Here is a 14972-nt window from a genome sequence, read left to right as displayed (position 1 = left end):
ATAAACAAAAACGCCGAGTAAAAAACTCGGCGCTTATGGAATTCGCAGTAATAGTGAAGACTCTTTATTCAAACTTTTGCTCGCGCCCTAATAAAGCCATCGCGGCTTGTTGCGGCGCTTTACCTTCGTACAAGACTTGGTAAATTTGCTCTGTGATTGGCATTTCTACGCCAACACGCTTAGCTAAGGTATACACTTCTTTGGTGTTGCGATAGCCTTCAACCACTTGGCCAATCGACTGCATGGCATCATCAACCGATTTGCCACTGCCGAGCGCTAAACCAAACCGACGATTACGCGACTGGTTGTCAGTACATGTCAGCACTAAATCGCCTAGGCCAGCCATGCCCATAAATGTTGACTGCTCAGCACCGAGTGCGGCACCTAAACGACAAAGCTCGGTTAAACCTCGTGTGATCAATGCGGTTCTGGCATTTGCGCCAAAGCCAATACCATCTGCCATACCGGCACCAATGGCGATAACATTTTTAACCGCACCGCCCATTTGCACACCAACAAAATCGTTATTTAGGTATACGCGAAAGCGTTTTTCACAATGCAATAAATCAGACAAGGTTTTAATGAAATCTTTATCTGAGCTTGAAACCGAAATTGCGGTTGGCATGCCTAGCGCCATTTCTTTAGCGAATGTCGGGCCAGACAATACCGCTAGTGCCACTTGATCTCCCAGTTTTTCACGTGCGACATCTTGCAATAAGCGGCCAGTTTCTGGCTCTAGGCCTTTGGTAGCCCACGCAAGACGGGCATTATCAAGCAAATGAGGCTTTATTTGATCTAAGGTGTCACCAAACGCATGGCTGGGCACAACAACTAATATATTGCGACTTTGACTGACCGCATAGGTTAAATCATCAGTAACACTCAAGGTGTCTGGAAATTTTGCACCGGGTAAATAGCGCTCGTTTTCACGTGTTTCCGATAAAGCCGCAATATGCGCTTGGTTACGACCCCATAACAATACTTTATGATTGTTACGAGCAATACAAAGCGCCATTGCAGTGCCGTACGAGCCGGCACCTAAAACAACGACATCAAAGTCTGGGTTGGCCATTATGCGTCCAATTTTTCTGGTTTTTCTGCTTGCGCTTGAGCAATTTCGGCTTGCTGTTGCTGCATGTACTGCGCGAACATAGCATCGAAGTTAACAGGCGCTAAGTTAAGTACAGGGAAAGTACCACGGTTAACCAAGCTAGCAATCGCTTCACGCGCATATGGGAAAAGAATGTTAGGGCAAGTCGCACCTAAACAATGCGCTAATGCTGGCTCAGGGAAGTTAGCGCAGTTAAAGATACCCGCTTGTTGTACTTCACATAAAAATGCTGTTTTGTCGCCAACTTTAGCGGTAGTGGTTACAGATAAAACCACTTCGTAAGTATCGTCAGCTAATTTTTTGCTTTTAGTGTCGATATCTAAATTAACTTCAGGTTGCCATTCAACAGTGAAAACATCTGGTGCATTAGGTGATTCAAATGAAATATCACGTACATAGATACGTGAAATATTAAATTGTGGGCCTTCTTGTGCTTGTTCTGGAGCCGCTGCTTGATCTGTCATGTTAATACCTTTAATTGTCGTTACTTCAATAGAGGATCTAACCCGCCACGCGCATTTAGCGCAACAAGGTCGTCGCATCCACCTATGTGCTTATTGTCTATAAATATCTGCGGCACTGTATAACCACCATTGCTACGCTTAATCATTTCCTGACGTAACGCCGCATCGCCTTGAATATTAACTTCTTTAAATTTAGCACCCTTTTGTTGCAATACGTGTTTAGCGTGTGTGCAGTAGGGGCAATAAGGTTTGGTGTAAATGGTTATACTGGCCATGATAATGCCTATGCTTTTGCTACGGGTAAATTAGCGTTGTTCCAGCTGTTCATGCCACCTTCTAAGATATTAACCTCAGTAAAGCCGTCTTGAATCAGTTTATTAGCGGCTTTAGCTGCTGTTAAACCTGCTGTACAAACAACAACAATGGGGGTGTCTTTATGCTTTTCAAGCGCTGCCACCGAACCTTTCTCGATCGTATTTAGCAAGATATGCTTAGCACCGGCAATATGGCCTTTTTTGTAATCCGCTTCACCGCGAATATCAACCACAATTGCATCTAGCTTGTTCACCATCTGAGTTAACTGCGAGTTATCAACACGCGCATAACGTGAAAATTTAGACTGCATAGTTTGATAAACGAGGGCGAAGAAAATCACTAACCAGCCACCAGTTAAAATAGGATGGTTTTGAATAAACTCCAAATATTGTTCCACGAGTTGACTCCAATCTTTCAAATTGGCGGCGATTATAACCTTGAAGAGCGGTTGAATGCGAGGGTAGAGTGAATAATGGTAAAAGAAGCCGCAAATGCAGATGGGTTTAGGCTGTGTAGCACCGTAAGCCGGGTGATAGTTGCACGTATCGCTTTGCTCTTGCCATCTTGCTGATTACATTGTTATCCGCACCAGTGAATATCGTAAATTTTCTTTTTAACAAACAGGTGGAAGGTTGAATATGGCCAGTCGGCAACACGTTTAACTAAGCCATGTTTCATCGGGTTGTAATGAACATAATTAATACGATGCCAATAATCACGTTCATCCCGAATTAAATGCTCCCAAAATCGACGTTGCCAGATACCTCGTTCGTAACGTTTTTGGCGCGTTGCAGATAATCGCTCATTGGCTGGGAGGTTACGAGAAAAGTACGATTTAATCTGCCGCCAACGCAGAGAAAAGTTATCATCACCTGCCGGAAGCTCAATAACGCAGTGAAGATGGTCAGGCAGCACGACCCAAGCGTGAATATTAAACGGATATCTAGCTTTGACGCTTTTTACCGATTCACGTAACAAATCAATATTACGCACCAATAAATCATTATCGCCACGTTCCAATAAATTTATAGTAAAAAAGTAAATCCCACCTTGTTTGTATAATCGACGATAATTAGGCATCCAACCTTCAAATAAATCCATGCAACTTGGACAAGTATAGCGCAGGAATTCGAGCCTCTCGACATACAAAATTCTAACCTCAAACATAGGCATATCGTAGGTCGCCATGAGTTTCGCGAATCGCGACACTCCTGAGTTTTGTAAGTCAACCAAGCAAACAAACGATACCTTTGTGGCATGTCTCAAAAAACAAAGAAGCCCACCATCGGTATGGCAGGCTTCAAATAAGCGGGTATATTGGATGTAGAATGAATGGCGGGTATCGCTGCGCTCTTGCCGCCCTACGTTTTATGCGCCGTACGAGGTGGGTATGAATATTATCAATGCGTCACAATCCCATTATAAATCCCTGTTAATCTAAGTAATAAAACTTGCTTATGAGGTGTTTTCACTCATTTAGGGTAGAATTGCTTTAGTTTTGTCTTAAACCCGTTTAGCCGAGCCATAGTGAAAAGCCACTAGGACATCAAAACCATAACAGGCTAACGGACACACTAACGGCGTTCGCTTTTAGAGGAATATTAAAAATGGCTGCGAAGAAACCACTAGTTTTAATTATTATGGATGGCTGGGGCTACCGTGAAAGCACCGAGTCTAATGCAATTTTAGCGGCAAATACGCCGGTTTTAGATAAGCTATGGCAAGAATCGCCAAGCACCTTAATTTCAGGCTCGGGCTTGGATGTTGGTTTACCTGATGGTCAAATGGGTAACAGTGAAGTAGGTCACGTAAACTTAGGTGCGGGCCGCATTGTTTATCAAGATTTTACTAAAATCACCAAAGCGATTAGCGACGGCGATTTTTACGAAAACCCAGCATTATTAGCGGCTATCGATAAAGCCGTTACTGCAGGTAAAGCGGTACACCTAATGGGCTTATTATCGCCAGGTGGTATTCACAGCCACGACAGCCATATTCATGCGGCTATTGAGTTAGCGACTAAACGTGGTGCTAAAGAAGTTTACGTGCACGCGTTTTTAGATGGTCGTGATACGCCACCGCGTAGCGCTGAAAATCCAATTAAAGCGATTAATGCTGTTTTCGAAAAAACGGGTAATGGCCGTTTAGCTAGCTTAATTGGTCGTTACTATGCAATGGATCGTGATAACCGTTGGGATCGTGTGCAAGCGGCTTACGAATTAATCACTGAAGGCAAATGTGAGCTTAAAGCGGCTTCAGCGCTTGAAGGTTTACAAGCGGTATACGAAGCAGATAAGAACGACGAATTCACACCTGCAACTGTCATTACTGATGCTGAAGGTAATGCAGCAACGGTTAACGATGGTGATGCCGTTATCTTTATGAACTTCCGTGCTGATCGTGCTCGTGAAATTACACGCGCCTTCGTAGATGCTGATTTTGATGGTTTTGAACGAGCTAAAACACCGGCTTTATCTGACTTTGTAATGCTAACGCAATACGCAGCAGACATTAAAGCGTCAGTGGCTTACCCGCCAGAAGACTTAGTGAATACTTTACCTGAATGGTTAGAGAAACACGGTAAAACCCAGCTACGTATTTCTGAAACAGAAAAATACGCGCACGTGACTTTCTTCTTTAGCGGTGGTCGTGAAGATTTATACCAAGGTGAAGAGCGCGAACTGATCCCTTCGCCGCAAGTAGCCACTTACGACTTACAACCAGAAATGAACTCTGTGTTATTAACTGATAAGTTATGCGACGCAATCCGTAGTCAAAAATACGATGCCATTATCTGTAACTATCCGAATGGTGACATGGTAGGCCATACTGGGGTATTTGATGCGGCAGTTAAAGCTTGTGAAGCCGTCGACGTAGCAATTGGTCGAGTAATTGAAGCATTAGATGAAGTTGGCGGTGAATGTTTAATTACGGCTGACCATGGTAATGCAGACTTAATGCTTGACCCAGTTACAGGTCAACCGCATACAGCTCACACATCAGAGCCGGTGCCATTCATTTACTATGGTCGCCAAGCTACGGTAGCGACTAAAGCGGGTAAATTAAGTGATGTTGCCCCTACAATGTTGCACCTAATGGGCATGGAGCAGCCAGAAGAAATGACTGGCTCAACCATAATGCAGCTAGCGTAAGTTAGGTTAAGCACCTTGTTCGGTTTAACGACAAAGCAAACAGCCAGTGTTATCACTGGCTGTTTTGTATTGGTATTCAGCTGTGTGTCATGGGCTAATTCAACAGTCAAAACTGAAGAGCAAAAAGAAGCACAACAAAAGCTGCTGGCCATTCAAAAGCAAATTAGCCAGCAAAGCCAACAAATTGATCGCAATAAAACTGAGCTCAGCCTAATTGAACTGGCAATAGAAGATACGGATCGCACCATTGGTGATACTACCAAGCGCTTAAAAAAATTAGATAAACAATTAAGAGATGGGCGAGTTAAGTTAGGCGAATTACGCAAACGCCAAGCAAAATTAGAAAACGACAAAAAACAACAGCTGGATATTCTAGCCGAACAAATTAAAAGCGCCTATCAAACCGGCAAGCACGACTACTTAATGATGCTGCTGAATCAAGAGTCCCCCGCTAAATTAGAACGGGCTTTGGCTTATTACCAATATTTAAATAAAGCCCGAGTCGAATCGGTTGATGAATTAAAGCAAACCATTACGGCACTAGAAAGCAACAAGCAAGCGCTATTAGAGCAGCAAAATGCGTTAGCTAGCCTTAGTAATGAACAGCGAGCAAAAGCAGCTGAGTTACAAAGCTTGCGCAAACAACAAAAAGCCAGCTTCAAGCAATTAGCCAAACAACTTAAAACAGAACAAGACAAGCTAAATCGTTTAAAGCATAGCGAAACCTCACTTAACCAATTAATTGAAACCTTAGCCAGCGCCGTGGCTAAATTACCTATTTTTGATAATTTAGCTGGCTTAAAAGCCTATCAAGGTAACTTACCTTGGCCGGCAACAGGTAAAGTACAAAACTTATTTGGTAAGCGTAAACGCGGGCCAATCCGCTGGCGCGGTACGGTAATTGATAGCAAGCTCGGTGCACCGGTTAAAAATATTCATGCTGGCCAAGTGATTTTCTCCGATTGGATGAAAGGGTTTGGTTTGGTACTAGTGGTTGATCATGGCGAAGGCTACATGAGTTTATACGGTCACAATCAATCGCTATTAAAAGATGTCGGCGATGCCGTTGAAGCAGGTGAAACCATTGCGTTAGTTGGCCAATCAGGCGGCCAGTCCTACCCTAATTTATATTTTGAATTACGTCATCAAGGTAAGCCGGTTAACCCTAAATCTTGGTGCAAATAACTTGTTCCTTTCTTAACCAGAAACCGGCTGAAAAACAAGAAGGAAGATAAGGTTCACTCACCATAAAATGTTCCAATAAATTGGGGGGTTCAGCTAAGTGATGCTTAAGTACAATAAACGTAATTTTTAGCAAAACTCGCCTACACCCCATTACGTATGAGGCATTAGTTTTCAAAACCAATGCCTAACATTTAAAAACAGCAATTTTACTGACCTTTTAAGCATGACTTAATGCAAGGCTTTTGCGCTGTTAATAGAGCTTTTTGGCCTGCATCATTAAAAAATCGAATTGCAAGCTAGGTGACGAAACGTAACAATACGCCCCTTGAATAACTTGACCGCAATGATCTACTAAACTACCGACCCATGACTAAATTTTGCATCACCTTGCTTTTATCTTTTGCCTGTTTATTTAGCCATGCAGCAACCATAGCGATTATTATCGACGATGTGGGTAATAGTCAGCATGATCAACAAGTTTTACAACTACCTAATGAAGTTACCATTTCAGTATTAGCTCATACGCCACACGGTAAAAGTATTGCGAAACAAGCCGGCCTAGCCAATCGTGAAGTCATGTTGCATTTACCTATGGAAGCGTTGTCAGGTAAACGGCTTGGGCCAGGAGCCATTGTCAGTGATATGTCAGCTAATGCCATCCAGCAACAGTTGCTATCGAGCTTAAACGAGTTACCTAATGCGGTTGGCGTTAATAATCACATGGGCAGTAAATTAACCCAAATGCGCGAGCCTATGCTGGCTTTAATGCAAAGTTTAAAGAAGCAAGACCTGTACTTTGTAGATAGTCGCACCACTAAATATACAGTGGCCGAAACCGTCGCCAAAGAACAAGGTGTTAAACATTATCGACGCCACGTTTTTTTAGATTCAATCAGAACGGAAGCCTTTGTTAGTCGTCAGTTAAAATATTTGGTACAACGTGCAAAAAAGCATGGCTATGCGGTTGCTATTGGTCACCCTTACCCGCAAACCATGAAAGTCTTATTTAACGAGCTGCCCAAACTACAGAGCCAAGTAAAAATACAACGCATGTCTCAAATGCCATTAGCCAAGCAAAAACCATCGGCTTATGCCGCCAATTTATAAGAGTAAAGCCTCATGAGTCGACAATATTGGTTAATGAAATCAGAGCCCGATGCCTTTAGCATAGATGATCTGGCCGCTAAACCAGAACAAACCGAGCATTGGGATGGGGTGAGAAATTATCAAGCGCGCAATATGATGCGCGATCAAATGCAGATGGGTGATCGCATCTTCTTTTATCACTCGGCTTGCAAAGTCCCAGCTATAGTCGGCTTAGCTGAAGTCGCTAGCCAAGCCTATCCGGATCACACGGCATTTGATCCTGAATCAAAATATTTTGATGATAAGTCTGATCCACAAAACCCACGCTGGTGGATGGTTGATGTTAAATTTGTTGAAAAGTTTACCCAGCCAATTTCACTAAAAACGCTAAAAGCTATGCCAGAGCTCGAACAACTCGCTTTAGTAAAACGAGGCTGTCGCCTATCTATTATGCCTGTGGCGGAGCTAGAATGGTTGGCTATTCTTAATAAGCTAGGTTCAGAATAGCTTGTTACATTGTTTCTACTGACAAACACTGTTTTTCTGTTAATTGGTCGAGATTAAGCTGCATTGTTGTCCGTATCACAGCTACAATACTTGACCGTAAATTAGCCGCACCTAGCCATGCGATATATCAATTTTTCAGCCATTCGCGATAGCCTTAAACTCGCTTGGCCCATTTCTTTGCAAAATATGCTTGTTACCTTACTCGCCATGATAGATGTCATGATGGTAGGTCATTTAGGCGATGCCGCCATTGGCGCCGTTGGCTTAGGCAACCGAGTGATATTTGTTGTCATGGTTATCGTGCTAGGTTTGGCTTGGGGTGTCGGCATTCTTAGCGCCCAATATTTCGGTGCAGGACAAAAGCGTAAAATCCGCCAATCCATTCTAATGGGTATTTCAGTTGCTGTTGTCGCCTTATCTCCCATTATCTTAGCTGGTTATTTTTGGGCTGATGACGTACTGCGACTCGGTAGCAGTGATGAGACCTTAATTGTTTTGGGCACAGAATATTTATGGATCACCCTACCTAGCCTGTACTTTGTCGCTATTGTATTTGTCTTTGAAAATGCATTACGCGCACTTAACCAAGTCAAATTACCTATGGTATTTAGCTCCATCGCCATGTTGCTTAATATTGTACTTAATTATTGGCTTATTAATGGCGGCTTAGGCGTCGAAGCGATGGGGGTGGCAGGAGCAGCTTGGGCAACCACTATTGCGCGTATTTTCCATGTCGTGCTCATGCTGTATTGCTTGGCAAAAGTGAAGCATGTGCTTTTTCCTAAAGCGAAAGACTTTATTGTACTTAACAACCAAGGAGAGTGGAGCAAACTAATAAAACTGGTCTGGCCCATGATGTTTAGCTTTGGTTTGTGGTCGTTAGGTACTTTTGTTTATCAGTTGATATTTGGTCAAATGGGAACCCAAGAGCTGGCTGTTATGAGCTTGCTGACGCCTATTGAAGGCATTTATATGTCTTTATTTTTTGGCTTTGCTTCGGCTTGTTCCATTATGGTTGGCCAAAACTTGGGAGCCAACCAATTTGACCAAGCATGGTCAACCGCACGAACCTTTGCTATTAGTGCGCCGTTTGGTGCATTTGTATTTGGTCTTGTTATGTTACTCGGCCGAGACTTTATCTTTTTACCGTTCGCCTCGATGCCAACCGACACAATACACTTAGCGCAACAGGTATTTGTTGTTATCACCCTTAGCGTTTGGCTAAAAGTGATTAACATGACCGCAGCTATGGGAGTATTACGCGCTGGAGGTGACAATAAGTACTGCATGTTTACCGATATGTTCGGCATGTGGGTTGTTAGCATTCCACTCACATACTACGCAGCGTTTCATTTACACTTGCCATTAATTTGGGTAGCGTTAGCCATGTATTCAGAAGAAATAGCCAAAGCATTTTTATTTGTGGGGCGCGTACAAAGTAAAAAGTGGATGCGTAACCTAACCAGCAAAACAATCCGAGCAGAAAAAGAACCTGTAAAACAGCAACTTGAACTATAATCGGCTAATAAGATTATTTGTTTGTCTGGCAATAATATGAGTGAAAAATATTTCATTAGCAGCGATGAGCTACTATACGATTCATTTAAATTAGGCTTAGAAATCATCAAAAGTGGTTTCAAACCAAGCTTTATGGTGGCCATATGGCGAGGTGGAACGCCTGTCGGCATAGCTGTGCAAGAAATACTACAAACGTCTGGGATCACAACCGATCATATTAGTGTTCGCACATCGTCTTATCGTCGTATTGGTGAGCGTGAAAAACATGTTCGTGTGCACGGCTTAGATTACATAATCAAGAACATCAATGCAGAAGATAGCTTATTGATAGTCGACGACGTGTTTGATACGGGTTTAAGCATTCAAGCTTTACTGTGCAAACTACAACGTAAATGCCGGCGCAATACACCAAATGATATTCGTATCGCCACGCCTTGGTTTAAACCCAGTAACAACCAAACTTCGCTAACACCGGATTATTACTTACATAAATCCGACCAGTGGTTAGTGTTTCCCCACGAGTTAGATGGCTTAAGTCATCAAGAATTACTAGACAATAAACCCAAGCTTAAAGCCCTATTTGACGAGTACCAAATTTAGGAGCGTTTTATGGAATTAGACACAGATAAAATTGACGATGCCGCATTAGCGATCCTTTACTTATAGTCAAAGCGATCAGGTTTTAGGGGCAGGTTTCTAGTTCCAGACGAAACCTGCGAATGCGGTAATCTAGTGACTTTGTGTAATAAATGTGGGCTACGTTTACTTTAACAAAGGCACTGGATACCTGATTTCTCAGGTATGACGGTAATTTTTTATACCTATTGAGAAATTTCCCTCAATATAAAACACGCTGAATAGTTACAAATAACAAAAACTAAAAGAGCGGCTCAAGCCGCTCTTTTTTATTTATCTAACTAATCTACTATGACTAGGCGTATTCCTAAAAAGGAATATCGTCATCAAAGTCAATATTAGGTTCAACTGGCGCAGGCGGCGGCGTCGATGGTGCTGCTGCCGGTTGCGCTGGTGCACTTGATGGTTGATAACCTGCACTTTGCTGCGGTTGATATTGAGGCTGAGCCGACTGTTGAGGTTGAGCCGCTTGCTGAGGCTGCGAGCTTTGCTGTGGTTGGTAGCCGCCTTGTGCTTGTGGTGCTGCCGCTTGTGGTTGATAACCAGCTTGCTGGCCTTGTGGACGAGGTTGATATCCGCCTTCTTGACCACCGCGCGCATCTAGCATTTGCATTTCATTAGCACGGATCTCAGTTGTGTACTGATCTTGGCCTTGCTGGTTCTGCCATTTACGCGTACGTAAACTACCTTCAACATAAACTTTTGAACCCTTGCGTAAATACTCTCCCGCAATTTCGGCTAAACGGTTATTAAATACAACACGATGCCACTCTGTCGATTCACGCTGCTCACCTGATTGTCTGTCTTTCCAAGACTCAGTTGTGGCTACTGTTACATTACAAATAGCGCCACCGTTAGGGAAATAGCGAACCTCAGGATCTTGTCCTAGGTTACCTATTAAAATTACTTTGTTAATACCTCTAGCCATGGTGGCCTTCTCCTGTAACTTTATACATGATCGCAATCATACCACTGCTGATCATCAGACTCTAGCTTGTCGCTAAATCTAAATTATTTCACCTTATAACCAGCACGATCGCACGCAATCTACTGGTAGGATGAGTTAGTAATTTGCTAAGCTTAAGTTTACATATAGTCAAAGCGATCAGGTTTTAGGGGAAGCCGTCAAGCTTCGAATCCCCATGAGCATATGCTCTATTATGTGATTGGGGTGAGTAAGCGCTGACAATGAACCATAAGGCCTGAGCGAGAAGACTATTTTTGCTTTAGAGAGTTGGGAGTGAGGGTTCGCAATGTCAGCTGTATTAAATGAGCTTATCGGGTTAGTTAATTTAGAAAAAATAGAGCATGGATTATTCCGTGGGCAAAGCCAAGATCTCGGCTTTGGTGCGGTATTTGGTGGCCAAGTATTAGGCCAAGCCTTGTCTGCGGCACAACAAACAGTTGATGAACAAAGAGGCGTTCACTCTTTTCATTCTTACTTTTTACGACCTGGTGATGTTAAACACCCGATTGTTTATGATGTTGAAAATATTCGCGACGGTAAAAGCTTTGCCACACGCCGAGTCGAAGCGATCCAGCACGGCAAGACCATTTTCTATTTAACTGCGTCTTTTCAAATGGATGAACAAAGCTTTGATCACCAATCACCTAAACCCGACGTACCCGAGCCAGAAAGCTTAACAAGTGAACTGGATTTTATTCGTGCTCATGCCGAGCAAATACCCAGTCATTTACGCGATAAATTCACTCGCGAAAAACCAATAGAAGTGAGACCCGTCGAATTTGTCAATCCGTTAAAACCTGAAGCCATGCCAGCTAAGCGCCACATTTGGCTTAAAGCCAATGGCACCATGCCCGATTGCCAACACCAGCATAAATATTTACTGGCTTATGCATCTGACTTTAATTTTTTAACCACAGCGCTACAACCGCATGGCCGATCCATTATGGACAGAAGCTTACAAGTGGCCACCATAGATCATTCCATGTGGTTTCATCGCCCTTTTCGCTTTGATGATTGGTTACTTTACGTAATAGAAAGTCCATCAGCATCAGGTGCTAGAGGCTTTGTTCGCGGGCAAATATTTAACCGTCAAGGTGATTTAATTGCTAGCGCTGGGCAAGAAGGGGTAATGCGGATAAAAGTTTAGTGAAAGGTTTAGTGAAATGAAAAAGCATAAGAATAAGAGCGACTTTTTGTGGGCGAGCATTTATGCTTGCAGAGCCTGCAAACCGTTCTGTCCTAAAGAGCAAAACTACAGAGTTTTGCTCTCGACAATTTCTAAGTACCTGCATCCATGCACCAAAAGTAGGGGCTTGTAAGCCATGTTTCGCAAAATAGCCTTATTATGTTGTAACTATGGCTATAAGCTCGTTGCTTGAAATACTGAATAGTTACAATAAAGCTTAGTTAAAGCGACGTCTCAGCATAATTAAACTAACTAAACTCAATAACCAAACAAGTGAGCCGCCTGAACTATCTGAGTCGCTGTCATTCGAACTATCACCATTGCTGTTTTGCGTTGGTAATGTTTGCCAAGTCACGGCATATTCCACTTCGATCAAATTGTCTTTTTCGTTTAAGTCAAAAGTAGAATTATCAAATACGTTCCAGCTCATACCATTGTTTAAAGCTAAATTCACACTGGCGCTATCTAACGTTTGCCAACCGCCGCTGGCAAGACGAACTTGAATTTCGCCAATTGTGCCACCGGAATAAGCGCGCGGCTGAGCATTAATAATAACGTTGCCTAACCCTTCACCAAAATTATAGGCCGACAATCGCATAGATTTAGTGGCTAAGTCAGTATTAGACTTACTTTGTAGTGAGGTAATTTGCCCACGGCTTAAACTAAAGTTCATAGGAATATTGCCATTAGGCTCATTTAAGCGAACTTCGTTATCTTCATTAATATTTAAGATAAATTGACGTGTGCCTGTTGCATCACCACTGCTAGTAAAACTGACACTAAAGGTAAAGTTACCCACTTCATTGGGATCACCGGCAATATGGCCAAAGTCGTCACTTAAATACAAATTATTAGGTAAAGTCCCGCCAGCTACTTTATAACTAACCCCCTCACCTGCAGAGGTTTTTAACCTTAAGTTAATAAAGTCATAATTGGCCGGAAACGAGGCTAACTTTTCAGTTAACCAACTACCGGTAAACGCTAAACCGCTCGGAGTTACGGTAGCCGAGGCATCCGATTTTAGCTGCGTGGTCAATTTTTGCTCGGTATCGTCTACTGTAGTAACAGGGTGAACAATATCAAACGCACTGGTTACTCGGTACTGCAAATCATCCTGCTGCGGCGCTGTAATGTCAAAATACGGGCTACTGGAGACAGTATCGGCAATCACATTAAAGTTCACACCAGCATCATCGCTGCGCTCAACGATATAATAATCAGCGGTTTGCTCGTCGTCCCAACTGATAGCGTAACTGGAGTCAGCCGATGCAACCGCCACATTGCTCGGGGCTGCTGGCTTTTGTTGCGCCCAAGTCGCAACGTGATTCGAAGTAAATGAGTTTGTGGTTACCGTATAAACACCAGGCCGAGTCGCGGCGCTGCCCAACGTAATTTGGCTGTCGCTATCAACAACATATGCCACTTCTTGTACTTGGTCGTTATTAGCAGTAAATGGCGTAAATTCAACTTTAGTTGCGCCACTTAAGCCTAAACCAAGCAGTTTCGTCGCATCGCTAGGGTCGATATAAAATAACGTGGTTGGAATGTTGTTGAGGTTATCGAACAATAATTCTAGCGCTAAACTACCACCCGATTTAGTTACGTATTTGATGTTGTCATTGTCAACTTTATTAACCGAGTGCAATAAAGCCGCACGCACTTGTTTAGCGGATAATTCTGGCTTTTCGCTCAAAGCTAAAGCCGCTGCTCCGGCTACAATGGGAGCAGACATTGACGTGCCAGTGTCCGTTTTATAACCATTATCTAGCCATGTGCTATAAATGTTGACACCCGGTGCGGCAATATCGACAAATTTCAGTCCGTAGTTACTGCCGGAAAAACGAGTTAATTGAGTATTAGTGTCGAGCTTTTCAACATTACTGACGGCAATTAAGTTAGTTAATTGGTTGCTGTATCCGGCGGGAAAGGTTAAGCCATCATCAATATCTATACCGCTATTACCTGCAGCAACCACAATAAGGGCGTCATGATTATCTTGCGCAGTTTTAAGCGCACTCAATGCCGCATCACTAATATCAGAATAGGTTAACGACATAACCAAAATATCAGCTTCAACCGCTATTGCATAGTTAATACCAGCAATTAGGTGCGAAACTTGACTCTTGCCTTCATCATTCAATACGCGAACAGGAATGATTTGCGCTTGCCAGCATACACCCGCCACACCATTATCGTTATTAGCGACGGCCGCAACTAAGCCAGCTACATGCGTACCATGGCCATAACCATCTTCTGGGATATTGTCAATTTCATTAACGTCGTAGCCATTAATGTCATCAACGTAACCATTGTTGTCATCGTCAATGCCGTTACCAGCAATTTCGTTGGGATTAGTCCATAAATTTGCGACCAAATCACTGTGGTCAAGATCAATTCCTGAATCTAATACGGCAATTTTTAAACTCGAACAATCGGTACGAGTATTCCAAGCGGTTTCTGATTTTATTAAATCATGATGAAATTGCTGGTTGTAGTCAGTATCGTCCGGTGCCACTTGCGCCTTAACTGCTTGGTCTTTTTCGACTGAGATAACCGCTGGGGTTTTGCGTAGTTGAAAAATAACCTTTTCAACTTGCTCATCGTCACTAACTGTCAGCTTTAAAAATTTAACCGCTCGACCATTAGCTGGCGCAAGTAATTTAACTTCTGTGGCAACCCCATCGACTAACCAGCTTTTATCCGGAACTTTTTGTAGCTGGCTGTTCCACTGTACAATTAAATCGGTCGCGGCATAGCTTGATGCCATCAACGACATCAAAGCGGCAGCCAGTACATTGTTAACTATTTTTTTCATGCTGACATTCCAGTTAGCGCAATCTTAAGG

The 14972-nt window shown here is 43.0% G+C and carries 14 protein-coding genes; 7 read left to right on the top strand and 7 right to left on the bottom strand.

Annotation, left to right across the window (positions count from 1 at the left end; all coding sequences use genetic code 11):
* Positions 1-64: 64 nt before the first annotated feature.
* The 5 genes from gpsA to C2869_RS08735 all read right to left on the bottom strand — a co-directional run bounded on the left by gpsA (position 65) and on the right by C2869_RS08735 (position 2991).
* On the bottom strand, positions 65-1072 hold the full coding sequence (gpsA, locus tag C2869_RS08755; RefSeq protein ID WP_108602573.1) for an NAD(P)H-dependent glycerol-3-phosphate dehydrogenase: 1008 nt from the start codon (positions 1070-1072) through the stop codon (positions 65-67).
* Positions 1072-1575, bottom strand: a complete 504-nt coding sequence (gene secB / locus C2869_RS08750; protein ID WP_108602572.1) for a protein-export chaperone SecB — start codon at positions 1573-1575, stop codon at positions 1072-1074. Before secB ends, gpsA begins: the two co-directional genes overlap by 1 nt.
* 20 nt (positions 1576-1595) lie before the next feature.
* The gene (gene grxC, locus C2869_RS08745; protein WP_108602571.1) at positions 1596-1850 is read right to left on the bottom strand and encodes a glutaredoxin 3; all 255 of its coding nucleotides are present in this window, start codon (positions 1848-1850) and stop codon (positions 1596-1598) included.
* Between the two features lie 8 nt (positions 1851-1858).
* Positions 1859-2287 (bottom strand): rhodanese-like domain-containing protein, encoded by a 429-nt coding sequence (locus tag C2869_RS08740; protein WP_108605017.1) that lies wholly within the window; start codon positions 2285-2287, stop codon positions 1859-1861.
* A 182-nt stretch (positions 2288-2469) separates the two neighbouring features.
* A complete protein-coding gene (locus C2869_RS08735; protein ID WP_329604299.1) occupies positions 2470-2991 on the bottom strand; it encodes an REP-associated tyrosine transposase in 522 nt (173 codons plus the stop codon).
* A gap of 506 nt (positions 2992-3497) precedes the next feature.
* Between C2869_RS08735 and gpmM the strand changes: the two genes are divergently transcribed.
* The 6 genes from gpmM (at position 3498) to C2869_RS08705 (ending at position 9938) form a co-directional block, all read left to right on the top strand.
* Positions 3498-5042 carry a 2,3-bisphosphoglycerate-independent phosphoglycerate mutase gene (gene gpmM, locus C2869_RS08730; protein WP_108602570.1) on the top strand — a complete coding sequence of 515 codons (1545 nt, stop codon included), beginning with the start codon at positions 3498-3500 and terminating at the stop codon, positions 5040-5042.
* Positions 5043-5057: 15 nt separating this feature from the next.
* Complete coding sequence (locus C2869_RS08725) at positions 5058-6227, top strand: murein hydrolase activator EnvC family protein (protein WP_108602569.1); 1170 nt, start codon at positions 5058-5060, stop codon at positions 6225-6227.
* A 366-nt stretch (positions 6228-6593) separates the two neighbouring features.
* On the top strand, positions 6594-7334 hold the full coding sequence (locus tag C2869_RS08720; RefSeq protein ID WP_108602568.1) for a divergent polysaccharide deacetylase family protein: 741 nt from the start codon (positions 6594-6596) through the stop codon (positions 7332-7334).
* A gap of 12 nt (positions 7335-7346) precedes the next feature.
* Positions 7347-7820: an EVE domain-containing protein gene (locus C2869_RS08715; RefSeq protein ID WP_108602567.1), complete on the top strand. Its 474-nt coding sequence runs from the start codon at positions 7347-7349 to the stop codon at positions 7818-7820.
* Positions 7821-7937: 117 nt separating this feature from the next.
* Positions 7938-9338 (top strand): MATE family efflux transporter, encoded by a 1401-nt coding sequence (locus tag C2869_RS08710; RefSeq protein ID WP_108602566.1) that lies wholly within the window; start codon positions 7938-7940, stop codon positions 9336-9338.
* Positions 9339-9374: 36 nt separating this feature from the next.
* Positions 9375-9938: a phosphoribosyltransferase gene (locus C2869_RS08705; RefSeq protein WP_108602565.1), complete on the top strand. Its 564-nt coding sequence runs from the start codon at positions 9375-9377 to the stop codon at positions 9936-9938.
* A 343-nt stretch (positions 9939-10281) separates the two neighbouring features.
* Here C2869_RS08705 and ssb read toward each other — a convergent pair whose 3' ends face one another.
* Entirely contained in the window at positions 10282-10902 is a 621-nt protein-coding gene (gene ssb, locus C2869_RS08700; RefSeq protein ID WP_108602564.1) for a single-stranded DNA-binding protein, read from the bottom strand.
* 325 nt (positions 10903-11227) lie between these two features.
* On the opposite strand from ssb, the gene tesB reads away from it, so the two are divergent.
* On the top strand, positions 11228-12088 hold the full coding sequence (gene tesB / locus C2869_RS08695; RefSeq protein WP_108602563.1) for an acyl-CoA thioesterase II: 861 nt from the start codon (positions 11228-11230) through the stop codon (positions 12086-12088).
* A 256-nt stretch (positions 12089-12344) separates the two neighbouring features.
* Here the strand turns inward: tesB and C2869_RS08690 are convergent, their stop codons facing one another.
* Positions 12345-14942, bottom strand: a complete 2598-nt coding sequence (locus C2869_RS08690; protein WP_108602562.1) for a S8 family serine peptidase — start codon at positions 14940-14942, stop codon at positions 12345-12347.
* Positions 14943-14972 lie beyond the last annotated feature (30 nt).

This window comes from Saccharobesus litoralis (assembly GCF_003063625.1).
In the GTDB taxonomy this organism is placed as follows: domain Bacteria; phylum Pseudomonadota; class Gammaproteobacteria; order Enterobacterales; family Alteromonadaceae; genus Saccharobesus; species Saccharobesus litoralis.
This window is presented reverse-complemented; position numbering and strand designations above follow the sequence as displayed.